The organism is Streptomyces sp. PL-25 (genome assembly GCF_058344915.1).
The window spans coordinates 2,873,782-2,895,236 of record NZ_CP136997.1 but is presented as its reverse complement, the minus strand read 5'-3'; the positions used below and the strand labels follow the sequence as shown (position 1 = coordinate 2,895,236).

19 protein-coding genes are annotated in these 21,455 nt (G+C 71.8%); 11 read left to right on the top strand and 8 right to left on the bottom strand.

Annotated elements, in window-relative coordinates; translation table 11 throughout:
* Positions 1-267 precede the first annotated feature (267 nt).
* Positions 268-945: a response regulator transcription factor gene (locus tag R4Z62_RS12775; RefSeq protein ID WP_018566970.1), complete on the top strand. Its 678-nt coding sequence runs from the start codon at positions 268-270 to the stop codon at positions 943-945.
* A 122-nt stretch (positions 946-1,067) separates the two neighbouring features.
* Positions 1,068-2,339 carry an ATP-binding protein gene (locus R4Z62_RS12770; protein ID WP_491519864.1) on the top strand — a complete coding sequence of 424 codons (1,272 nt, stop codon included), beginning with the start codon at positions 1,068-1,070 and terminating at the stop codon, positions 2,337-2,339.
* Positions 2,340-2,442: 103 nt separating this feature from the next.
* Here R4Z62_RS12770 and R4Z62_RS12765 read toward each other — a convergent pair whose 3' ends face one another.
* On the bottom strand, positions 2,443-3,012 hold the full coding sequence (locus R4Z62_RS12765) for a GtrA family protein (RefSeq protein WP_382846760.1): 570 nt from the start codon (positions 3,010-3,012) through the stop codon (positions 2,443-2,445).
* Between the two features lie 182 nt (positions 3,013-3,194).
* Between R4Z62_RS12765 and R4Z62_RS12760 the strand changes: the two genes are divergently transcribed.
* Genes R4Z62_RS12760 through R4Z62_RS12750 form a run of 3 tightly spaced genes read left to right on the top strand, consistent with a single transcriptional unit; the run spans position 3,195 to position 6,099 of the window.
* Positions 3,195-4,334 carry a 5-(carboxyamino)imidazole ribonucleotide synthase gene (locus R4Z62_RS12760; protein ID WP_064533460.1) on the top strand — a complete coding sequence of 380 codons (1,140 nt, stop codon included), beginning with the start codon at positions 3,195-3,197 and terminating at the stop codon, positions 4,332-4,334.
* Positions 4,331-4,915 (top strand): 5-(carboxyamino)imidazole ribonucleotide mutase, encoded by a 585-nt coding sequence (gene purE / locus R4Z62_RS12755; RefSeq protein WP_381737698.1) that lies wholly within the window; start codon positions 4,331-4,333, stop codon positions 4,913-4,915. The genes R4Z62_RS12760 and purE overlap by 4 nt, the downstream gene beginning before the upstream one ends.
* Entirely contained in the window at positions 4,912-6,099 is a 1,188-nt protein-coding gene (locus R4Z62_RS12750) for a dipeptidase (RefSeq protein WP_064533459.1), read from the top strand. The genes purE and R4Z62_RS12750 overlap by 4 nt, the downstream gene beginning before the upstream one ends.
* A gap of 110 nt (positions 6,100-6,209) precedes the next feature.
* Here the strand turns inward: R4Z62_RS12750 and R4Z62_RS12745 are convergent, their stop codons facing one another.
* The gene (locus R4Z62_RS12745) at positions 6,210-6,566 is read right to left on the bottom strand and encodes a VOC family protein (RefSeq protein ID WP_064533458.1); all 357 of its coding nucleotides are present in this window, start codon (positions 6,564-6,566) and stop codon (positions 6,210-6,212) included.
* Positions 6,567-6,683: 117 nt separating this feature from the next.
* On the opposite strand from R4Z62_RS12745, the gene R4Z62_RS12740 reads away from it, so the two are divergent.
* Positions 6,684-7,190, top strand: a complete 507-nt coding sequence (locus tag R4Z62_RS12740) for a CGNR zinc finger domain-containing protein (protein ID WP_491519863.1) — start codon at positions 6,684-6,686, stop codon at positions 7,188-7,190.
* A gap of 175 nt (positions 7,191-7,365) precedes the next feature.
* Here the strand turns inward: R4Z62_RS12740 and R4Z62_RS12735 are convergent, their stop codons facing one another.
* Positions 7,366-8,709, bottom strand: coding sequence for a UDP-glucose dehydrogenase family protein (locus R4Z62_RS12735; RefSeq protein ID WP_491519862.1), 1,344 nt, complete (start codon positions 8,707-8,709; stop codon positions 7,366-7,368).
* A 217-nt stretch (positions 8,710-8,926) separates the two neighbouring features.
* On the opposite strand from R4Z62_RS12735, the gene R4Z62_RS12730 reads away from it, so the two are divergent.
* The 3 genes from R4Z62_RS12730 to R4Z62_RS12720 all read left to right on the top strand — a co-directional run bounded on the left by R4Z62_RS12730 (position 8,927) and on the right by R4Z62_RS12720 (position 11,594).
* A complete protein-coding gene (locus tag R4Z62_RS12730; RefSeq protein ID WP_491519861.1) occupies positions 8,927-10,084 on the top strand; it encodes an acyl-CoA dehydrogenase family protein in 1,158 nt (385 codons plus the stop codon).
* Between the two features lie 158 nt (positions 10,085-10,242).
* Positions 10,243-11,067, top strand: coding sequence for an SAM-dependent methyltransferase (locus R4Z62_RS12725; RefSeq protein WP_491519860.1), 825 nt, complete (start codon positions 10,243-10,245; stop codon positions 11,065-11,067).
* Positions 11,068-11,228: 161 nt separating this feature from the next.
* Positions 11,229-11,594 (top strand): four-helix bundle copper-binding protein, encoded by a 366-nt coding sequence (locus R4Z62_RS12720; RefSeq protein ID WP_018566981.1) that lies wholly within the window; start codon positions 11,229-11,231, stop codon positions 11,592-11,594.
* Between the two features lie 69 nt (positions 11,595-11,663).
* Here R4Z62_RS12720 and R4Z62_RS12715 read toward each other — a convergent pair whose 3' ends face one another.
* Positions 11,664-12,977 (bottom strand): LCP family protein, encoded by a 1,314-nt coding sequence (locus tag R4Z62_RS12715; protein ID WP_491519859.1) that lies wholly within the window; start codon positions 12,975-12,977, stop codon positions 11,664-11,666.
* Between the two features lie 119 nt (positions 12,978-13,096).
* Between R4Z62_RS12715 and R4Z62_RS12710 the strand changes: the two genes are divergently transcribed.
* A complete protein-coding gene (locus R4Z62_RS12710; protein ID WP_064533451.1) occupies positions 13,097-13,654 on the top strand; it encodes an acyl-CoA thioesterase in 558 nt (185 codons plus the stop codon).
* 34 nt (positions 13,655-13,688) lie between these two features.
* On the opposite strand, the gene R4Z62_RS12705 is transcribed toward R4Z62_RS12710, so the two are convergent.
* Complete coding sequence (locus R4Z62_RS12705; RefSeq protein WP_491519858.1) at positions 13,689-15,191, bottom strand: LCP family protein; 1,503 nt, start codon at positions 15,189-15,191, stop codon at positions 13,689-13,691.
* Between the two features lie 127 nt (positions 15,192-15,318).
* Between R4Z62_RS12705 and R4Z62_RS12700 the strand changes: the two genes are divergently transcribed.
* Positions 15,319-16,350, top strand: coding sequence for a glycosyltransferase family 2 protein (locus R4Z62_RS12700; RefSeq protein ID WP_491519857.1), 1,032 nt, complete (start codon positions 15,319-15,321; stop codon positions 16,348-16,350).
* A gap of 76 nt (positions 16,351-16,426) precedes the next feature.
* Here R4Z62_RS12700 and R4Z62_RS12695 read toward each other — a convergent pair whose 3' ends face one another.
* The 3 genes from R4Z62_RS12695 to R4Z62_RS12685 all read right to left on the bottom strand — a co-directional run bounded on the left by R4Z62_RS12695 (position 16,427) and on the right by R4Z62_RS12685 (position 21,435).
* Positions 16,427-18,082, bottom strand: a complete 1,656-nt coding sequence (locus R4Z62_RS12695) for an LCP family protein (RefSeq protein WP_491519856.1) — start codon at positions 18,080-18,082, stop codon at positions 16,427-16,429.
* A 90-nt stretch (positions 18,083-18,172) separates the two neighbouring features.
* Complete coding sequence (locus tag R4Z62_RS12690; RefSeq protein ID WP_491519855.1) at positions 18,173-19,933, bottom strand: LCP family protein; 1,761 nt, start codon at positions 19,931-19,933, stop codon at positions 18,173-18,175.
* Positions 19,934-20,160: 227 nt separating this feature from the next.
* Complete coding sequence (locus R4Z62_RS12685) at positions 20,161-21,435, bottom strand: LCP family protein (protein ID WP_491521864.1); 1,275 nt, start codon at positions 21,433-21,435, stop codon at positions 20,161-20,163.
* Positions 21,436-21,455: the final 20 nt, after the last annotated feature.

The window sequence follows — 21,455 nt, the reverse complement described above, 5'->3', positions numbered from 1 at the left end:
GCGTTCAACTCACCATACGGCAGGACAGTGCCGGATATGGAAGGACTTGAGACAGGGATCACAGGGAATGAGGGAACCGCACACGCCTTTTCGAAGGTTTATTCAAGATTCGCACCCCAGGTCAGCGGCTTGGCGCGGACGCGGTGAAGGGTTTGTGACCATGACGCCGGAAAGGCCGCGACCATAGCGCCGCAAAGTAAGAGCGCCGGACGCCGATCACACCGCAGGTCACCCCGGCGGGCGGCGCGGGCGGACTACCATCACCCCATGACCCGTGTACTGCTCGCCGAGGACGACGCGTCCATCTCGGAGCCGCTGGCCCGCGCACTGCGCCGGGAAGGTTACGAGGTCGAGGTGCGTGAGGACGGACCCACCGCGCTCGACGCCGGAATGCAGGGCGGTGTCGACCTGGTCGTGCTGGACCTCGGTCTGCCCGGTATGGACGGCCTGGAGGTCGCCCGCCGGCTGCGTGCCGAGGGCCACACCGTGCCCATCCTGATCCTGACCGCGCGCGCCGACGAGGTGGACACCGTCGTCGGTCTGGACGCGGGCGCCGACGACTACGTCACCAAGCCCTTCCGGCTGGCCGAACTGCTGGCCCGGGTCCGGGCCCTGCTGCGGCGCGGCGCCGCCGAGCCCCAGCAGCCGCCGGCCACGCACGGCGTGCGCATCGACGTCGAGTCGCACCGCGCCTGGATGGGCGACGAGGAACTCCAGCTCACCGCCAAGGAGTTCGACCTGCTGCGGGTGCTGGTGCGGGACGCGGGCCGGGTCGTCACCCGCGACCAGCTGATGCGCGAGGTCTGGGACACCACCTGGTGGTCGTCGACCAAGACGCTCGACATGCACATCTCCTGGCTGCGCAAGAAGCTCGGCGACGACGCGGCCAACCCCCGGTACATCGCGACCGTGCGCGGGGTGGGTTTCCGGTTCGAGAAGAGCTGAGTCCGGCCCGCGGTACGGACCCGGCCGGGTCCGGCACCGTCAGGCCATCCGGCACCGTCAGGCAACCGGCACCGTCAGGCAACCGGCACCGTCAGGCAACCGGCACCGTCAGGTAAGAGGACATGCGCCGCCGACTGATCCAGTCCACGCTCGCCGTGGTGCTCGTGGTGATCGCCGTCTTCGGCGTCTCCCTGGTGATCGTGGAGACCCGCACGATCAGCAACAGCGCACAGGAGCGGGTCGACTCCGAGGCGCTGCGGCTGGCCAGCATCGTCGACAGCAGACTGCTGGGCGCGGAGACCGTCAACGCGGAGATCCTCGCCGACCAGGTGGCCGCGGGCCAGTACGCGGTGATCGGCATCCCCGGGCATCCGCCCATCGAGGTGGGCACCAAGCCCTCCGGTGACGTCATCCACTCCACCGCCCGGGGCGAGCAGGGCGAGAGCGTGCGGATGGAGGAGCCCCGCTCCTCGGTCACCCGCGAGGTCGGCCGCACCCTGCTGATCATCGGCCTGGTGGCGCTGCTCGCGGTGGTCGCCGCCGTACTGCTGGCGATCCGCCAGGCCAACCGGCTCGCCTCCCCGCTGACCGACCTGGCCGAGACCGCCGAGCGGCTGGGCTCCGGCGACCCCCGGCCCCGTCACAAGCGCTACGGCGTGCCCGAGCTGGACCGGGTGGCCGATGTGCTGGACGGTTCCGCCGAGCGCATCGCCCGGATGCTGACCGCGGAACGGCGGCTGGCCGCCGACGCCTCCCACCAGCTGCGCACCCCGCTGACCGCGCTGTCCATGCGGCTGGAGGAGATCACGCTCACCGACGACCCGGACACGGTCAAGGAGGAGGCGAACGTCGCGCTGACCCAGGTCGAGCGGCTGACGGACGTGGTGGAGCGCCTGCTGACCAACTCCCGCGACCCGCGCACCGGCTCCGCCGTCACCTTCGACCTGGACGAGGTCATCCAGCAGCAGATCGCCGAGTGGCGTCCCGCCTACCGCAGCGCGGGCCGGGCGATCGTCAGCTCGGGCAAGCGGCATCTGCGGGCCGTGGGCACGCCGGGCGCGGTCGCGCAGGTGCTGGCGGCGCTGATCGAGAACTCGCTCATGCACGGCGGCGGCACGGTGGCGCTGCGCACCCGTGTCACCGGCAACCAGGCGGTCGTGGAGGTCACCGACGAGGGCCCCGGGGTCCCCGCCGACCTGGGCGCCCGGATCTTCGAGCGCACCATCAGCGGCCGCAACTCCACGGGGATCGGCCTCGCCGTCGCCCGCGACCTGGCCGAGGCGGACGGCGGCCGCCTGGAGCTCCTCCAGGCATTGCCCCCGGTCTTCGGCCTGTTCCTGTCCCGCACACCCCCGTTGCAGCGGTCCGCGGAGGACGGGTCGACGGTGCGCTGAGCGGCGACCGGGGCGGCGTCCGGCCGGGCGGGGCGTACGGGATCGTGCGTAAAGGATCAGTCGTACGGGATCGGGCGTACGACTCGGCGGCAGGCGCCCGTGATCAGCGGTAGGCGTCGCTGCGGGCCTGCGCCGCCGCGTCCCGGCCCGCGGCCCCGCCCGGCAGCGGCCCGGCGCCGGCCGCGGTGTCATGGGCGGGCAGGGCGCGGAAGACCCAGCTGCGGTAGGACCAGAAGCGGAACAGGGTGGCGATGCCGATGCCGAGGAACTTGAAGACATTGCTCTGGATCGGGCTGTCCCAGCCGAAGCCGTACGTCGCCAGATAGAGCACGCCGTTCTCGATGACCAGGCCGATCGCGCTGAACAGCAGGAACAGGGTGAGTTCCTTGGTGCGGCCGCTCTTGTCCCGGTCCCGGTAGGTGAAGTACCGGAAGCCGATGTAGTTGAAGACGATCGACACGATGGTGGCGATCACGCTCGCCCGCACCACCTGGAGGTCGGTGGTGTGCCGGACGAGGTTGAACACGAGCAGGTTGACCAGCAGCCCCGCTCCGCCCACCGCGCCGAACTTGGCGACCTCACGCCAGGCCCGCCCGATGCGCCGCAGCAGCGCGCCCCGGGCCGCCGGGGGAGCCGCGGGCGCCGGTCGGTGCCCCGAGGAACCACGGTCCATGGTCGTGCAGGCCTCCGCCCGGTTCGGTGTCGTCAACCCGCCCATGCTATCCAGCGCGGCGGGGCGGCGCCCGCGCGCCGGGCGGGAGCGGCGGCCGGTTCGCGCCGGCCGGGCCGGGACCACGGGATCCGGACACCGGGCGCGGAATCCGGCCGCCGTGGCGCGGCGGATACCCTGGGGGCGTGACGTTCCCGGTAGTCGGCATGGTCGGCGGTGGACAGCTCGCTCGTATGACACACGAGGCGGGCATCCCGCTCGGCATCAGGTTCAAGCTTCTCAGTGACACCCCCCAGGACTCCGCGGCACAGGTCGTGAGCGATGTCGTCATCGGCGACTACCGCGATCTGGAGACGCTGCGTGCCTTCGCGCGGGGCTGCGACGTGATCACCTTCGATCACGAACATGTGCCCACCGAGCATCTGCGGGCCCTGGAGGCGGACGGCATCCCCGTCCGCCCCGGTCCCGAGGCGCTGGTGCACGCCCAGGACAAGGGAGTGATGCGCGCCCGGCTCGACGCGCTCGGCGTGCCCTGCCCGCGGCACCGCGTCGTGAGCGACCCGGCCGACGTGGCGGCCTTCGCGGCCGAGGGGGACGGCTTCCCGGTCGTCCTGAAGACCGTGCGCGGCGGGTACGACGGCAAGGGCGTGTGGGTGGTGGACTCCGCCGAGGAGGCCGCCGAGCCGTTCCGCGCGGGCGTGCCCGTGCTCGCCGAGGAGAAGGTCGACTTCGTCCGGGAGCTGGCGGCCAACGTGGTGCGCTCCCCGCACGGCCAGGCCGTGGCCTACCCGGTGGTCGAGTCCCGGCAGGTGAACGGCGTGTGCGACACGGTGATCGCCCCGGCCCCGGACCTGGCGGAGTCCCTCGCGCTCCAGGCCGAGGAGATGGCCCTGCGCATCGCCAAGGAACTGGACGTCGTCGGCCACCTCGCCGTCGAGCTGTTCCAGACCCGCGACGGCCGCGTCCTGGTCAACGAGCTGGCGATGCGCCCGCACAACTCGGGCCACTGGTCGATGGACGGCGCGATCACCTCGCAGTTCGCCAACCACGTGCGCGCCGTGCTGGACCTGCCGCTGGGCGACCCGCGCCCGCGCGCGAGGTGGACGGTCATGGCGAACGTCCTCGGCGGCGACTACCCGGACATGTACTCCGCGTATCTGCACTGCATGGCCCGCGACCCCCAGCTGAAGATCCACATGTACGGCAAGGACGTGAAGCCCGGCCGCAAGGTCGGACACGTCAACACCTACGGCGACGATCTGGACGACGTGCTGGAGCGCGCCCGTCACGCAGCCGGCTACCTGAGAGGCACGATCACCGAATGAGCCCAGCCCACCCGTCGCCCGACCACCGCCCCTCGACGAGCGCTGACGCGCGCCCCTTTCCTCTGGTGGGCATCGTCATGGGATCGGACTCCGACTGGCCCGTCATGGAGGCAGCCGCGAAGGCGCTCGACGAGTTCGAGATCTCCTACGAGGTCGACGTCGTCTCCGCGCACCGCATGCCCCGCGAGATGATCACCTACGGCGAGCAGGCGGCCGAGCGCGGGCTGAAGGCGGTCATCGCGGGCGCGGGCGGCGCCGCCCATCTGCCCGGCATGCTCGCCTCGGTCACGCCGCTGCCGGTGATCGGTGTCCCGGTGCCGCTGAAGTACCTGGACGGCATGGACTCGCTGCTGTCCATCGTGCAGATGCCGGCCGGGGTGCCGGTCGCGACGGTGTCGGTCGGCGGCGCGCGCAACGCGGGCCTGCTCGCCGCGCGCATCCTCGCCACGCACGACGAGGACCTCCAGGCCCGGATGCGGGAGTTCCAGCAGGACCTGAACGACCAGGCCACCGAGAAGGGCAAGCGGCTGCGCGCCAAGGTCGAGGGCGCGGCCGGTTTCGGCTTCGGCACGGGGAAGTGACCGCGGTGAGCGCGCTGGAGCAGGCCCGCGAGCTGCTGCGGGAGTTCCCGGTCGTCGACGGCCACAACGACCTGCCCTGGGCCCTGCGCGAGCAGGTCCGCTACGACCTCGGCGCCCGGGACATCGCCGTGGACCAGGCCGCCCATCTGCACACCGACATCCCGCGGCTGCGCGCGGGCGGGGTCGGCGCGCAGTACTGGTCGGTGTACGTCCGCTCGGACCTGCCCGACCCGGTCCCGGCGACCCTCGAACAGATCGACGGCGTACGGCAGTTGCTGGAGCGCTACCCGGCGCACCTGGCACCGGCCCGCACCGCCGCCGACATGGAGGCGGCCCGCGCGGACGGCCGGATCGCCTCCCTGATGGGTGCCGAGGGCGGCCACTCCATCGCGAACTCGCTGGGCACGCTGCGCGGTCTGTACGCCCTCGGGGTGCGCTACATGACCCTCACCCACAACGACAACGTGGCGTGGGCGGACTCGGCGACGGACGAGCCGGGCGTGGGCGGCCTGTCGGCCTTCGGCCGCGAGGTGGTCCGGGAGATGAACCGCCTGGGCATGCTGGTCGACCTGTCCCATGTGGCCGCGACGACCATGCGGGACGCGCTGGACACCTCCGCGGCCCCGGTGATCTTCTCCCACTCCTCGGCGCGGGCCGTCTGCGACCACCCGCGCAACATCCCGGACGACGTGCTCGGACGCCTGCCCGCCAACGGCGGCATGGCCATGGTCACCTTCGTGCCGAAGTTCGTCCTCCAGGCCGCCGTCGACTGGACGGCCGCCGCGGACGAGAACATGCGCGCGCACGGGCTGCACCACCTCGACACCACCGAGGAGGGCATGAAGGTCCACCGGGCCTTCGAGGCGTCCCACCCGCGCCCGGTCGCCACGGCGGCCACCGTCGCCGACCACCTCGACCACATGCGCGAGGTGGCCGGCATCGACCACCTCGGCATCGGCGGCGACTACGACGGCACTGCCTTCACCCCGGACGGCCTGGACGACGTCTCCGGCTACCCCCGCCTCATCGCCGAGCTGCTGGAGCGCGGCTGGTCGCGGACCGACCTGGCCAAGCTGACCTGGCAGAACGCGGTACGCGTCCTGGGCGCCGCCGAGGACGTCGCCCGCGACCTGCGCGCCACCCGCGCCCCGTCGAACGCGACGATCGGGGAGCTGGACGGCTGAGACACCGCTGGTGCGGGCGGGACGGTGGTGCGGCCGTCCTCCGCCCGCCACCGGCGCGGCGGCGCGCCGGAACCTCCGGGTCACAGACCCGCCGGCCCGCCGCCCCCGCCTCAGCAGGCGCAGAGACAGAACGGGTGGCCGGCCGGGTCGGCGTAGACCCGGAAGCCCCTGCCGTCCGGGTGGGCCAGCGGCTTGGCGCCCAGGGCGAGGACGCCCTGCTCGGCCGTGTCCAGATCCTCGACCTCCAGGTCCAGATGGAACTGCTGCGAGGCGTCCGCCGCGGGCCACTTCGGCGGGACCCAGCCGGGCGCCCGCTGGAAGGCGAGCGCCACCCCGCCCGGCACCTTCAGGTCCACCCATTCGCCCTCGCCCTCGACGGTCCCGCCGAGCACCTCGGCGTAGAAACCGGCGAGCGCGCGCGGGTCGGGGCAGTCCAGTACGACGACACCCAGCTTGGCGAGAGCCATGACTTCCTCCTGGTGATGACGATGGTTACCGGTAAGAGCGAGTAACCAGTAACCGTTACTGCATGCTTGCCGATCTCCGGTAACGGCGCAAGCTCTTTACGCGGTACCGTCACTGGCATGAGTGACAGATCGTCCGCGCCCGGCGGCCTGGCGCTGATCGAGTCCCTGGTCAACACCCTGGACATCGAGACGACAGCGGACTCGCTCGGCACGGCGGAGAACCTGGAGCGCTTCGGGATCACCGAGGCGGACCTGCCCCGGGCGCGCGAGCTGCGCGAGTCGCTGCGTGCCGCCCTGCTCGCGCACGCCGGCCACGCCCCGCACGGCCAGGTGACCCCGCTCGGCGAGCTGCTGGCGCGGGCCCCGCTGGTGGTCGCGGTCGACGCGCGCGACGGTGCCGCCGCGCTGACCCCGGCCGACGGCGGACCGCTGCTGTCCCGGGTCGCCGCCGCCGTGGCCGAGGCGCTGGTCGCGGGCACCTGGACCCGGCTGAAGGCGTGCGAGGCCGGCACCTGCCACTGGGCGTACTACGACCGCAGCCCGGCGGGCCGCCGCCGCTGGTGCTCGATGCAGGTGTGCGGGGCGCGCGCGAAGATGCGCCGGTACCGCGCCAGGGAATCCTGAACACCCGTCCGGTGGTGCGAGAATGCCGGAAGGCGCCGGTTCGGCCGACTGAGCCTCGGCCGAACCGGCGCCGCCCGCGCGTGCCCCTGCGCAGGGGAGCACTTCTGAGAACGCCGAGCGCGCTGTACGCGTCCCGGCGCGCCGCGGAGACCGTCCGTCCCCCGCGGGCCGCGGCTCAGGCCGTCGGGCGGCCCATCGCCCGGTACGTCCAGCCGGCCCGCCGCCACAGCTCCGCGTCGAGCGCGTTGCGGCCGTCGAGGACGAGCCGGGCCGCGGCGGCCTCGCCCAGCTCGGCCGGGTCCAGCTCGCGGAACTGCTGCCACTCGGTCAGATGCAGCACGGCATCGGCGCCGCGCACCGCCTCCAGCGCCGAGTCGGCGTAGCCGAGCGTCGGGAAGAGGCGGCGCGCGTTGTCCATGCCCTTGGGGTCGTAGACGGTCACCTGGCCGCCCTGGAGGTGGATCTGGCCCGCGACGTTGAGTGCGGGGGAGTCCCGTACGTCGTCCGAGTCGGGCTTGAAGGTGGCGCCCAGCACCGCGATCCGCCGGCCGAGGAACGGCCCGCCGCCCAGCGCCTGCCGGGTCAGCTCGACCATCCGCCCGCGCTGGCGCATGTTGATCGAGTCGATCTCGCGCAGGAAGGTCAGCGCCTGGTCGGCGCCCAGCTCACCGGCGCGCGCCATGAAGGCGCGGATGTCCTTGGGCAGGCAGCCCCCGCCGAAGCCGATCCCGGCGCGCAGGAACTTCCGGCCGATCCGGTCGTCGTACCCGATGGCCTCCGCGAGCTTGGCGACATCGCCGTCGGCGGCCTCGCACACCTCGGCCATGGCGTTGATGAAGGAGATCTTGGTGGCCAGGAAGGAGTTCGCGGAGGTCTTCACCAGCTCGGCGGTGGGGAAGTCGGTGACCACGAAGGGGGAGCCCTCGGCGATCGGCGTGGCGTACACCTCGCGCAGCAGCTTCTCGGCCCGCTCGCTGCGCACGCCGACCACGATCCGGTCCGGGTGCAGGGTGTCCCGGACGGCGAAGCCCTCCCGCAGGAACTCGGGGTTCCAGGCCAGCTCGGCGTCCTCGCCCGCGGGCGCGAGCGCGGCGAGCGTACGGGCCAGCCGGTCCGCCGAGCCCACCGGCACCGTGGACTTGCCGACGACGAGCGCGGGCCCGGCCAGGTGGGGGGCGAGCGAGCCGACCGCCGAGTCGACGTAGGACATGTCGCAGGCGTACTCGCCGTGCTTCTGCGGAGTGTTCACGCAGATGAAGTGGACGTCGCCGAACGCCCCCGCCTCGGCCCAGTCCTGGGTGAAGCGCAGCCGTCCGGTGGAGCCCTCGATACCGGCCACATGGCGGCGCAGCAGGTCCCCCAGACCGGGCTCGTACATGGGGACCTCGCCCCGGCGCAGCATCTCGATCTTCTCGGGGACCACGTCAAGGCCCAGCACCTCGAAGCCCATCTCGGCCATGGCCGCGGCGTGGGTGGCGCCGAGATAGCCGGTGCCGATCACGGTGATCTTCAGGCTCATGGGTGCTCCAGGAGGGACGACGGGACGCGCTGCCCGAGCATATCGGGGGCGTGCGGGCGGCCCGCGCGGGGCAATGTCCCCACAGCCACCCGTTGTCGCCAAGCTCACGTACCGCTCACGTGAGCAGGCCCCTAAAATTCGAGTTACTTAACGGTAATTAGCATCGCCGCTCGTCATCACCTGTTCATCACTGGTCGTCTTTGGAGCGTGAGAGACCTTGGCCGGATCGGCTGACTTCGACCTGTACCGCCCGTCCGAGGAGCACGACATGCTCCGCGACGCCGTCCGCTCGCTGGCCGAGGCGAAGATCGCGCCGTACGCCGCCGCGGTGGACGAGGAGGCCCGCTTCCCGCAGGAGGCCCTCGACGCCCTGGTCGCGAACGACCTGCACGCCGTGCACGTCCCCGAGAGCTACGGCGGCGCGGGCGCGGACGCCCTCGCCACCGTCATCGTGATCGAGGAGGTGGCCCGCGTCTGCGCGTCCTCCTCCCTGATCCCCGCCGTGAACAAGCTGGGCTCGCTCCCGGTGATCCTCTCCGGCTCCGAGGAGCTGAAGAAGAAGTACCTGGGCCGGCTCGCCAAGGGCGACGCCATGTTCTCGTACTGCCTCTCCGAGCCGGACGCGGGCTCGGACGCGGCCGGCATGAAGACGAAGGCGGTCCGCGACGGCGACCACTACGTGCTCAACGGCGTCAAGCGCTGGATCACCAACGCGGGCGTCTCCGACTTCTACACGGTGATGGCCGTCACCGACCCGGAGAAGCGCTCCAAGGGCATCTCCGCCTTCGTCGTCGAGAAGTCCGACGAGGGCGTCTCCTTCGGCGCCCCGGAGAAGAAGCTCGGCATCAAGGGCTCCCCGACCCGCGAGGTCTACCTCGACAACGTGCGCATCCCCGCCGACCGCATGATCGGCACCGAGGGCACCGGCTTCGCCACCGCGATGAAGACCCTCGACCACACCCGCATCACCATCGCCGCCCAGGCCCTCGGCATTGCCCAGGGCGCCCTCGACTACGCCAAGGGCTACGTCAAGGAGCGCAAGCAGTTCGGCAAGCCGATCGCCGACTTCCAGGGCATCCAGTTCATGCTCGCCGACATGGCCATGAAGGTCTCCGCGGCCCGCGCCCTGACCTACCAGGCCGCCGCCGCCTCCGAGCGGGTCGACGCCGATCTGACCTACCAGGGCGCCGCCGCCAAGTGCTTCGCCTCGGACATCGCCATGGAGGTCACCACCGACGCCGTCCAGCTCCTCGGCGGCTACGGCTACACCCGTGACTACCCGGTGGAGCGCATGATGCGCGACGCCAAGATCACCCAGATCTATGAGGGCACGAACCAGGTCCAGCGGATCGTGATGGCCCGTAACCTGCCGTAACCGCCCGTACCCGCACCGCTGCCCTCGCCCCTCGTCCGCCGGGACGGGGGGCGACGGCTTTCCGGGGCACGGAAGTTGGCCGAGCGGCCTGCCCCGGGGGCGACTTGGCACTACGTTGGGGCCGGCCGAACCGTTCCGCCCGAAGGGGGCCCGGCACCATGTCCGACCTTTCCGCGACGCACGACGAGACAGTCGCGCGCACGGCCCGGCTGCGGAGCGACGTGTCGCACTCGGCCCGGATCTGGAACTACTGGCTGGGCGGCCGGGACAACTACCCGGTGGACCAGGAGGTCGGCGAGCGGATCCTCTCCTTCGTGCCCCAGCTGCCCCGCTCGGCGGTCGCGGACCGGCGCTTCCTGGCCCGCGCGGTGCGCCACCTCGCCGGGGACGTGGGCATCCGGCAGTTCCTGGACATCGGTACCGGACTGCCGACCGCCGACAACACCCACGAGGTCGCCCAGCGGGTCGCCCCCGAGGCGCGGATCGTCTACGTCGACAACGACCCGCTCGTCCTGGCCCACGCGAGCGCCCTGCTCACCAGCACCCGCGAGGGCGCCACCGACTACGTCGACGCGGACGTGCACGACCCGGAGGCCATCCTGCGCAAGGCCGCCGCGATCCTGGACCTCGGCCGGCCGGTCGCCGTCACCATGCTCGGCATCCTGAACTTCGTCCTGGACACCGACGAGGCCGTCTCCATCGTGCGGCGGCTGCTGGCGGCCTTGCCCTCCGGCAGCCACCTGGTCGTCTCGCACCCCACCACCGAGGTGGACGGCGAGGCGATGACCCGGGCGGTGGAGTACTGGAACGGCCAGGGCTCGGCCCCCATGACCCTGCGCGGCCGGGCCGACCTGGAGCGGCTCTTCGACGGGGTCGAGCTGCTGGAACCCGGTATCGTCTCCTGCTCCCGCTGGCGGCCCGGCGCCGGGGACGGGGAGGCCGCCGAGGTCACCCACTTCGCGGGCGTGGGCCGCAAGCCCTGAGCAAGCCCTGAGGGGGGCGCGGCCCGCCGCCCGGTCCCGGCCGTCATCCGGACGGGCGTAGCGCGCCCGGGACTGCGCCGGATGGCGGACGGCGGCGGCCGGGCGTACGACGGAAGGGCACGGGGCCCGCCCCGGGGCCCCTTCGGTCTCCAGGAGGAGCCATGACCCACACCCAGCCCGGCGCGATGACCGCCATGAGCAAGGAGATGCAGGACTGCGTCAACGCCTGCATGAGCTGCCACACCGCCTGCGAGGAGGCCATGAGCTCCTGCATGCAGCAGGGCGGCCAGGCGCAGATGCAGGTCATGCGCGCGCTCATGGACTGCTCCGAGACGACCCGGATGTGCGCGGACATGATGATGCGCCGCTCGCCCATGGCGGGCGAGATGTGCGCGATGTGCGCCAAGGCCTGCGACATGTGCGCCGAGGCGTGCATGACCATGCCGGACGACCAGATGATGATGCGCTGCGCCGAGGCGTGTCGCCGCTGCGCGGAGACGTGTCGCGCCATGAGCACCCGGATGTGATCCGTCCGACGGGAACAGCGGGACCCCGCGGCCCGGTGCCGCGGGGTCCCGCTGCCGGGTGCTGTCCGGTCAGTCGCCGGGGGCGGTCACCTTCTCGTCGTTCTTCAGCTGCTCCACCAGCGTCTTGACCTTCGCCTTGTCCCAGACGAGGTTGCCGCCGACGGAACCGGAGATCGGCATGTTCATGGAGGTGCCGTCGCCGCCGCTGACACCCTTCATCGCCCAGAACATGGACGCCAGGTCCCACAGGCTCATGTCCTTGTCGACGATGAGGGAGTCGAGACCGGCGCTCATCGTCGGGTAGAACGTGAACGGGTTGAGGACCGTCGTCGGGGTGGCGACCTCGTGGGCCAGCGCGGACAGGAACTTCTGCTGGTTCTTGGTGCGCTGGAGGTCGGAGGCGGCGAAGGCGTGCCGGGTGCGGACGAAGGCCAGCGCCTGCTGCCCGTCCAGCTTCTGCTTGCCCGCCTGGAAGTCGGCGCCGGACCACTTGTCCTTGAACGGCTTGTCGATGGTCATCTCGACCCCGCCGACCGAGTCCACGATGTTCGCGAAGCCGGCGAAGCCTATCTCCACGTAGTGGTCGATGCGCAGGCCGGTGTTGTACTCGATGGTGCGCACCAGCAGCGTCGGGCCGTCCTTGGCGTAGGCCGCGTTCAGCTTGGTCGCGCCCGAGGCCGGGTACGTCTTGCCGGAGTCCGAGCCCTTGAAGCTCGGGATCTCGACGTTGGAGTCGCGCGGCAGGGAGACCAGCGTGTCGCCGTTGTCCCCGACGTGCAGGATCATCATCGAGTCGGTGCGCTTGCCCTCGGCGGAGCCGGTGTGCAGCTTCTTCTTGTCCGCGTCGGACAGCCCGTCGCGGCTGTCGGAGCCGACGATCAGGTAGTTGGTGCCCTTGCCGCCCTCCGGCCGGTCGATGACCTTGGACAGGTCGACGTCGCGGTTGAGCTTGGAGTCGGCCCAGAAGTACGTGGACACCGACGTGACCACCACCAGCGTGACCAGGGTGATCGCGGTCCACTTGATGCGGCGACGCCAGTTCGGCGCGGGCCGCGGACCGCGGGTGCGGCCGTCGCCCGGACCGGCCGGGCCGCCGGGCCCGCCCGGCGAGCCGTAGACCTGTCCGGTGCTGTAGCCGCTGTCGTAGCCCTGGCCGTCGTCGTAGGCCGGACCCTGGCTGCCGTCGACGTACGACGGCTGCTGCGGTACGCCGTAGGGCGGCGCCGCAGGGCCGGGGCCGCGCTGTCCGGGCGGGCCCGCCGGGCCGCCGCGCCGCACCTGGCGCATCACGCGCGCGCCCTCCGGCTGCGCTCCGGCGCTGCCGCGTCCGTACCGGGATCCGCGGTCGTCGCCGCCGGAGAACCCCTCGGGCCAATCATTCATGTGGCCCAGTGTGCCGGGCCCCGGGGTGTGCCCCACAAGGGCCGTCGGAAAATAAGGTCAGGGCTGTTGCCAAGCTGACACAAATTCCCCGGATCCCGGCGCGGCATAAGGTGGAGCCCATGACAGATCAGGCCCCCGCCGCGGAATCCGGACATCCGGAGATACCGGGCAAGCCGACCTCGGCGTCCCGGACCACCCTCAGCCACATCATGACCCACAGCGACACCAACCTGCTGGGTACGGTGCACGGCGGGGTGATCATGAAGCTGGTCGACGACGCCGCGGGCGCGGTGGCCGGGCGGCACAGCGGCGGGCCCGCCGTCACCGCCTCCATGGACGAGATGGCGTTCCTCGAACCGGTCCGCGTCGGTGACCTCGTCCATGTGAAAGCCCAGGTCAACTGGACCGGACGGACCTCCATGGAGGTCGGCGTCCGGGTGCTCGCCGAGCGCTGGAACGAGTCCGCCCCGGCCACCCAGGTCGGCTCCGCCTATCTGGTCTTCGCCGCCGTGGACGCCGACGGCAAGCCCCGCGCGGTGCCGCCGGTGCTCCCCGAGACCGAGCGGGACAAGCGCCGCTACCAGGAGGCGCAGATCCGGCGCACCCACCGCCTGGCCCGCCGCCGCGCGATCATGGAGCTGCGCGAGCAGCGGGCCGCGCAGGGGTACGAGGACTGAGTCCGCGCCCCGGCCGCCCGCGCCGGGTGTGATCTCAGTCGCACGCCACCTGGTCGCCGCGCACCACCTCGGTGCTGTCCTGCGCCACCGTCCGCACCCGCACCTGGCGCACCTGCCGGAAGTCGCTCCCGGCGACGACCCGCAGCGTGGCGCCCTGTCCCGGCACGGCCCGCAGCTCGCTGCCGGGCAGCGCGGCGGCCAGCGACCGGGCCGAGCGGTCCCAGCGGGGGTCGTAGAACACGAGCGTCCGCTTCACCCCGCGCTGCCTGGCGTCCACGGGTGCCTTGGTGGTGGCGAACCCGGCGGCGGCGAGCGCGGTGTCCACCCGGCGGGCCAGCCCCGCGGTGTCGGTGCCGTTCTCCACCTGGACCCGGATCCGCTGCGGCGGGATCTCCACGGCCGTGGCCGCATCGGGCCTGCGGGCCTGCTTGTGCGCGGCCAGCGGGCGGTCGTCGCGCAGCGTGCGGAAGAGCCGGTCCGCCTGCGCCGGGTCCCACTTCACGGTCGAGCCGAGCCCCTTGACGGGGAAGGACGCCTGGGCGACCGGCACGGTGGTGAACTCCGAGGAGGAGGGCGAGAAGTTCCGCATCGCCCGGCCGAGGTCGAGCAGCTCGTCGGTGTGGAAGCCCTGGTCGGCGCGGACCGAGCCGAGCACGGCCCGGGTGACGTCCCGGAACCTCATGGGGTTCAGCAGCACCCGCGAGGAGGTCGCCCGCTCGATCAGGGCCTCCAGGAAGAGCTGCTGCCGCTTCATCCGCCCGAAGTCGCTGGCCCCGTCGACGTGCCGGGAGCGGACGTACTGGAGGGCCTGCCCGCCGGTGAGGGTGTGCACGCCGGCGGCCAGGTCCAGCCCGGTGTAGGTGTCCTTCATCGGGACGGCCGTGCAGATCTGGACGCCGCCGAGGACGTCCACGGTCCGCATGAAGGCGGTGAAGTCGACCTCCAGATAGTGGTCGATCTTCAGCCGGGTCATGCTCTCGACCGTGCTCACGGTCAGGGCCGGACCGCCCTCGGCGTAGGCCGCGTTCAGCTTGACCGGGTGCGGCGGGTGCTGTCTGCCGGTGTTGCGGTCGAGATGGGCGGGCAGGTCGACGTAGGAGTCGCGGGGCAGGCTGACGACGCTGGCCCGCTCCCGGTCCTGGGACAGGTGCACGATCATCATGGTGTCGGTGCAGTGGCAGGGCTGGCCGCCCAGCCGGTAGCGCTGCCGCTCCTGCTCGCTGATCCGGTCCCGGCCGTCGGTGCCGACCAGCAGCACGTTCAGGCCGTGGCCCGTCGGCGGCCGGTTCTTCATGTCCCGGAAGGGATCGATCCGGGTGATGTCGGCGTCCAGGCTGGAGACCACCGCGTGCCCGATCCCGGCGGAGGCGAGCACCACCACGGAGAGCGTGGTCGCCGCCCGCATGGCCCAGCGCGGTCTGCGGCGCGGCGGCGGCGCGTACGGCATGCGGGCCGCCCGTACGGGTGCGGCGGCCTGCCGCGGCCCGCGTCGCGGTGGCGCGGGCGGCCTCGGCGGCCGGGGCGACGTGGTGGACATGGGGGGCACCTCCGCGGATGGCGTGGGTGGACACCGTGAGCACCGTAGGCCCATACGATCTGCTGCCCGGTGCAGCGGCCCCCGCGGCGCGCACCGGTGTCCCCCGTTCGCGGTAACGTGAGCACCGATGAACGCCAACTCCGACGTGCGGTTCCCCGCCGTTTCTGTGATCATGCCCGTCCTCAATGAGGAGCGGCATCTGCGCGGGGCCGTCGAAGCGATCCTCGCGCAGGAGTACGACGGCGAGATGGAGGTCGTGATCGCCCTGGGTCCGTCCACGGACCGCACGGACGAGATCGCCGCCCAGCTCGTCCGCGACGACCCCCGCGTGCACACGGTCCCGAACCCCACCGGCCGCACCCCCGCCGCCCTCAACGCCGCGATCAAGGCCTCCCGCCATCCGATCGTCGTCCGCGTCGACGGCCACGGCATGCTCTCGCCGAACTACATCGCCACGGCGGTACGGCTCCTGGAGGAGACCGGCGCGCAGAACGTGGGCGGCATCATGCACGCCGAGGGCGAGAACGCGTGGGAGCACGCGGTCGCCGCCGCGATGACCTCGAAGATCGGCGTCGGCAACGCGGCCTTCCACACCGGCGGCCAGGCCGCCCCCGCCGAGACGGTCTACCTGGGCGTCTTCCGCCGCGAGGCGCTGGAGCAACAGGGCGGCTACAACGAGGAGTTCATCCGCGCCCAGGACTGGGAGCTGAACTTCCGCATCCGCGAGGCGGGCGGCCTGATCTGGTTCTCGCCCGAGCTGCGGGTCTCCTACCGCCCCCGGCCGAACATGAAGGCGCTCGCCAAGCAGTACAAGGACTACGGCCGTTGGCGGCACGTCGTCGCCCGCTACCACGAGGGCTCCATCAACCTGCGCTACCTCGCCCCGCCGACCGCCGTGTGCGCCATCGCGGCCGGGATCGTGGCGGGCGCCGCCGTGACCCCCTGGGCCCTGGTGGTCCCGGGCGGCTATCTCGCGGCCATCGCCGCCGGTTCCCTGCCCGCGGGCAAGGGCCTGCCGCTGCGCGCCCGGCTGCGCATCCCGGTGGCCCTGGCCACCATGCACATGTCCTGGGGCTGGGGCTTCCTGACCAGCCCCCGCTCCCTGGCCAAGCGGGTCATCGCCTCCCGGCGCCCGGCGGTCGTCACCTCCTCCGCCTGACCGGCCCACCTCCCCCGGACACCCGGAGGGCCCCTCACCGCACGGCGGGAGGGGCCCTTCCGGTATGCGCGCGCCGCTACCAGCGGTAGGGCTGGTACACGTCCATGCACTGCTTGGTGTCCGCGCCGTTGATGGCGTCGGAGTTCTCCGGGATGTCCCCGGCCTTGGGCGCCTTCTGCTTCGGGTACGTGCTGCCCTCGCGCCAGTCCGCGCCGACGACGAGCGTGACGCCGGAGACGTCGGTCGACCGCTCCACCGAACCGACCGGGATGCCCAGGGCGGTGGCGACCCGCTCGGCGTCGCCCTTCAGTTCGGCGCTCGGATAGCGCACGACCGTGTCGGACACGGCCGGGGTGGTCGAGCCGTCCGGCGTCGCCCGGGTGAAGCCCTTCCGCACCAGCTCGTCGCTGAGGGCGGTGGCCCGGTGGCCGACCGGGGCCAGCTCGGCGGTGCGGGTGCCGTTCTGCACCGTGACACCGATCTGGCCGTCCGCGTGCGCGGGAGGCGAGCTGGGCTGCGTCGTCTTCTTGGCGCCCTCCGCGCCCTGCTTCGCGTCGGTGGGCTCGCCGTTGGCGTCGAAGGGGACGTCGTCGCGCAGCAGTTTCCACATCTTCTGCGCGTTGCTGCCGTCCGGCACGACGTGGTCGCGGTTCTGCGGGTCCTGGACGTTCGGCATCGTCGTCATGGTGATGCGGTTCGTCGGGACCGCCTTGAGCTGCATGCCCAGGTCGTAGAGCTTCTTGCCGGTGCCGATCTCCTCGGAGACGTGCAGCGACTTGGTGGCCGCCTCCGCCAGGTCCATCAGCCGGCCCGTGTCGGTGAAGATGCTCTGGTCCTTGAGCGTGCGGATCATCGAGTTCAGGTACATGTGCTGGGCCCTGGCCCGCAGCAGGTCGCTGCCCCAGGCGTGCCGGGTGCGCAGCCACTGGAGGGCCTGCTCGCCCTTGACCTTGTGGGTGCCGGCCGTCAGCTTCAGACCGGAGCCGCCGTGCGCGAGGGCCGTCGAGCGGTCCCACACGTTCTGCTTCACGCAGACGTCGACGCCGCCGATGGCGTCCGCCATCCGCACCACGCCCGCGAAGTCGATGGTCATCCAGTGGTCGATGTACACACCGGTGAGGTTCTGCCAGGTGGCGAGGGTGCAGCCGGCGCCGCCGTGGGCCAGGGACTCGTTGATGATGGTGTTGGTCGCCTGGAACGTCTTGCCCGACTTCGGGTCCGTGCACTTGGGTATGTCCACGCGGGTGTCGCGCGGGATGCTCACCACGGAGGCGCTCTTGCGGTCCGCGGCCAGGTGGATCAGCATCTGTACGTCGCCCAGCGGCGGGTTGCCGCGGTTGTCCCGGCTGCCGCCGAGCGCGATGTTGGCATCGCTGTCGCGGCTGTCCGAGCCGATCAGCAGGATGTTCAGGGGCGTCTGGCCGTCGGCGTTCGCCTTCGACCTGGCCGCCTTGGAGTCGCCGCTGCTGCGTTCGCCCTTCTGGATGTTGCCGTTCAGATGCTCGTAGTAGAGGTAACCGGCGCCGGCCGTCCCGAGTATGACCACCGCGAGCACCGTGGCCGACCAGCGCAGCACCCGGCGTTTGGGCCGTCTGCCGCCGGTGCCCCGGCCGCCGCGCCCGTCCCCGCCGCGCCGGCCGTGGCCGCCGCCTCCCGTGCTCTTCTCGTGCTGCGCCAGAGGCATCGTGTCCTCGACCGCGGGCCCCTCCCCGCGCAGACCGCTCTGCGTCAACTCCCCATCCTCCCCGCCCTCAAGTCATCGAACAGGCCTGTCGTACGCCGTGTTAGACGTACGACAGGCCCGTCAGGTCACACGGTGCGCTCAACTGGCGCACTGAACCGTGTCAGCCGTGTGCTGCCCCTGCACCTTGGGTGCCTTCTTGGGAGCGGTGAGTGACACTCCAGCGCCCTTGTAGTCCTTGCCCAGGGTCAGCGTCATCGCGGGCAGGCCCTGGGAGTTGGTCACGCTCTTGCCCGGCTTCAGCGCGGCGCCCGGCAGCCCCATGAGCGAGGCGAGTTCACGGGCCTGGTCCGCCTGGTCGGGCGCGTACTCCAGCGTGGTGTTGGCGAGCTTCTCCGGCGCGTTGCTGCCGTTCTCCGACTTGAGCACGCCCTGCTGGTTCTGGAGCCAGGTGAGCGTCTCCTGCGCCGCGCCGTCCTTGGCCCCGCCGTTGAGGATGCGCACCCGCACCTCGGAGGCCGCCGACCGGGTGCCCTTGAGCCGGGCCGCCTGCGCGTCCTTCGCCTGCTGCTCCTTCTTCTTCACCTCGGTGAAGGAGACGTCGCTGCCGATGGTGTCGAACACCTGGGGGGCCTGGGCCTGATCGAGGATGACCGTCTTGTGGACCGGGCCGTCGTCCGGGTTGTCCCGCACGGGCACGGTCAGGAAGGTGATGTTCTTCGTCGGCACCTTCTTCAGCTCCAGCGCCACGTCCTTGAGCGTGCTCGGCTTGCCGATGCCGGTGTCGACGGTCAGCGACTTGGTGGCCGCGTCCGCCAGGTCGTACAGCTTGACCGGGTTGGTGAGGGTGTCGCCGGAGGCCATCTTGCGCATCAGCGAACTGAGGAACTGCTGCTGCACCTTGATCCGGTCCAGGTCGCCGTGGTTGCCGAAGCTGTGCCGGGTGCGGACGAAGGCCAGCGCCTCCTCGCCCTCGATCTTGGACGAACCGGCGGGCAGGTTCAGGTGCGAGTCCTTGTCGTTGACGGCGTGCTTGAGGCACACCTCGACGCCGCCCACCGCCGAGGTCAGGGTCTTCACGGCGTTGAAGTCGGCCATCATGAAGTGGTCCGGGGAGATGCCCGTGATCGCCTTGACCGTGCGCATCGCGCAGCCCGGGTCGCGTCCGTCCTGGCCCAGGCTCTCGTTGAACCGGACCTTGTGCGAGCCCGGGACGACCTTGGTGCTGCCGTCGGGCTGCTTGGTCGGGCAGTCGGGGACGTCGACGATCAGGTCCCGGGGGATGCTCAGCGCGGTGGCGTTCGTCCGGTCCTTGGAGACGTGCAGCAGGATGTTGGTGTCCGCGTGGCCCACGCTGCCCTTGTCGCCGTAGCCCTCGTTGCCCTTTCCGGTCCGCTTGTCGGTACCGATGATGAGGATGTTGAAGGCCTCGTCCTTGCTGAAGCTGTCCTTGGCCGCGTTGCCCACGTCGGTGGTGGTGACGTTGCCTTCGAGGTGCTTGAAAATCAGATAACCCGCCGTGCCGACGCCGACCAGGACGAACGCCATGGTGCCGCCGGTCCACATCAGGACCTTCTTGGTCCGCGACCGCTTCTTCTTCTCCGGGCGGCGGCTGCGCCGGCCGGGCGGCGGCTCCTCCTCGCCGGGCGCGCCGCGGCGGCGCGGGCCGGGCACGGTGGGTGCCGGGGCCGTCTCGTGGGCCTGCTCCGCGCCGGGCGGAGTGCCGCGCCGCCGGGAGTCCGCGCCACCGGGCCCGGGGGCGGCGCCCCGGCGCTGCCCCGGCACCGCCGACTGCGGAGGGGAAGGGTCCAGTCGCAGTTCGTATTCACCGGTGGCCGGATTGAGCACCCACTGGTCTGCGGGATCAATGTTGTCCGCCCGCCCACGGCCTTGCGCGTCCACGGTTGTCCGAACCCTCCGTCGGGGCCACGCGGCGCCTTCCCCCTGAGGCGCTCAGGTCTGGTTCACACAGTGCGCGACCCCAGGATGACCTCGTGGCCGGTAGCACCGGATCGCTCACACTATCCGGCCGGTTGAGCATTGAGCGACGCCGGTGACGAATTCCACGCCCCTACAACTGGGCAATCCGCCCATTTTCCCTGGACAAAAGTTCGCCCTTGGCCGCGGCTTTACCCGCAGGGGTCCTGTGCGGCGGTATTGCCGGTGAAGGTGGGCGTCGGCGAAGGTGGGGCCGCGAGGACCCGGCTGGTCCCGGCGGCCGCCGGGACGCCCGGATAAACGTACTGAACGTAGTCGTCCGGCTGCGCAGGCGATTCCTCGCCGGGCGTGGAATCGGGTCCCCGCGCGGAATCCCGCGGCCCGGAATTGCCGTCGTTTGCGCCGGAATCCCGTGAATCCTCCGGGGCGACCTCCACCGGCCGGTCGGTGCGCAGCCGGGCGAACAGCTTCTCGGCCTCCGGCTGCACGAGCTGATCGCGGTCGGCGTCGTAGGCGTACGACTTCCGCGGAACCGTCAGGAACCGCACGTGTTCCGTGGGGATCTCGCGCAGCCCGCGCACGAGTTGGTGGAGACCGCGCAGATTCGCCAGCGCCGGGTCGGTGGTCAGCGAGGAGGTGGCCGCGTCCAGGACGGGGTACAGCTTCACCGGGTTCAGCAGGACCCCGTCGCCGCGCACCTTGCCGACGAGGGCGCCGAGGAACCGCTGCTGCCGTTCCATCCGGTCGGTGTCGCTGCCGTCGCCGAGCGTCTTGCGGGCCCGGACATAGCCGAGGGCCTGCTCGCCGTCGAGTGTCACCCGGCCCGCGGGCAGCCGCAGCCCGGCTTCCTTGTCGGTCACCGGCTCCTTCAGGCACACCTGCACGCCGTCGACCGCGTCGACCAGGTCCTTGAACCCGCCGAAGTCGACGACCATGTGGTGGTCGACCCGGATGCCGGTCAGCTTCTCGGCGGTCCGGATCGTGCAGGCCGAACCGCCCACTTCGTAGGCGTGGTTGAGCATCGCGAACACCGGTTCGCTGCGGCTGCCGTCCCGGCGGCGGCAGCCGGGCACGCGCACCATCAGGTCGCGGGGCAGGGACACGGCGGTGGCACTGTGCCGGTCGGCGGCCAGATGCAGCAGGATCACGGTGTCGGACCGTTCGGTGCCCGCGTCGCGTCCGTACCCCGTGTTGCCGTGGCCGGTGCGGGTGTCCGACCCGATCAGCAGGATGTTCTGCGCCCCCTTGACCAGGGCGGTGGGCCGTTCTTTCTCGTAGCGCCGCAGTTCGGCCGCCGCCGCCTCGTCGGCGGTGATGTTGCCGCTGAGCCGGGCGTAGACGGCCCAGCCGGTCACGGCGGAGCCGCCGACGAGGACGGCCGCGGCGAACGCGGCGGCCTGGAGTCTGCGCAGGCGCCGCGCCGCGGCCCCGGCGCCGGTGGCCGACGCGCCCTGTCCGGGCCCCACGGCCCCCGGGACCCGTGCCC

Coding starts and splice junctions, on each gene's coding strand:
- R4Z62_RS12775 (WP_018566970.1), top strand. CDS start 268: ATGACCCGTGTACTGCTCGCCGAGGACGACGCGTCCATCTCGGAGCCG.
- R4Z62_RS12770 (WP_491519864.1), top strand. CDS start 1,068: ATGCGCCGCCGACTGATCCAGTCCACGCTCGCCGTGGTGCTCGTGGTG.
- R4Z62_RS12765 (WP_382846760.1), bottom strand. CDS start 3,012: ATGGACCGTGGTTCCTCGGGGCACCGACCGGCGCCCGCGGCTCCCCCG.
- purE (WP_381737698.1), top strand. CDS start 4,331: ATGAGCCCAGCCCACCCGTCGCCCGACCACCGCCCCTCGACGAGCGCT.
- R4Z62_RS12745 (WP_064533458.1), bottom strand. CDS start 6,566: ATGGCTCTCGCCAAGCTGGGTGTCGTCGTACTGGACTGCCCCGACCCG.
- R4Z62_RS12740 (WP_491519863.1), top strand. CDS start 6,684: ATGAGTGACAGATCGTCCGCGCCCGGCGGCCTGGCGCTGATCGAGTCC.
- R4Z62_RS12735 (WP_491519862.1), bottom strand. CDS start 8,709: ATGAGCCTGAAGATCACCGTGATCGGCACCGGCTATCTCGGCGCCACC.
- R4Z62_RS12725 (WP_491519860.1), top strand. CDS start 10,243: ATGTCCGACCTTTCCGCGACGCACGACGAGACAGTCGCGCGCACGGCC.
- R4Z62_RS12720 (WP_018566981.1), top strand. CDS start 11,229: ATGACCCACACCCAGCCCGGCGCGATGACCGCCATGAGCAAGGAGATG.
- R4Z62_RS12715 (WP_491519859.1), bottom strand. CDS start 12,977: ATGAATGATTGGCCCGAGGGGTTCTCCGGCGGCGACGACCGCGGATCC.
- R4Z62_RS12710 (WP_064533451.1), top strand. CDS start 13,097: ATGACAGATCAGGCCCCCGCCGCGGAATCCGGACATCCGGAGATACCG.
- R4Z62_RS12705 (WP_491519858.1), bottom strand. CDS start 15,191: ATGTCCACCACGTCGCCCCGGCCGCCGAGGCCGCCCGCGCCACCGCGA.
- R4Z62_RS12700 (WP_491519857.1), top strand. CDS start 15,319: ATGAACGCCAACTCCGACGTGCGGTTCCCCGCCGTTTCTGTGATCATG.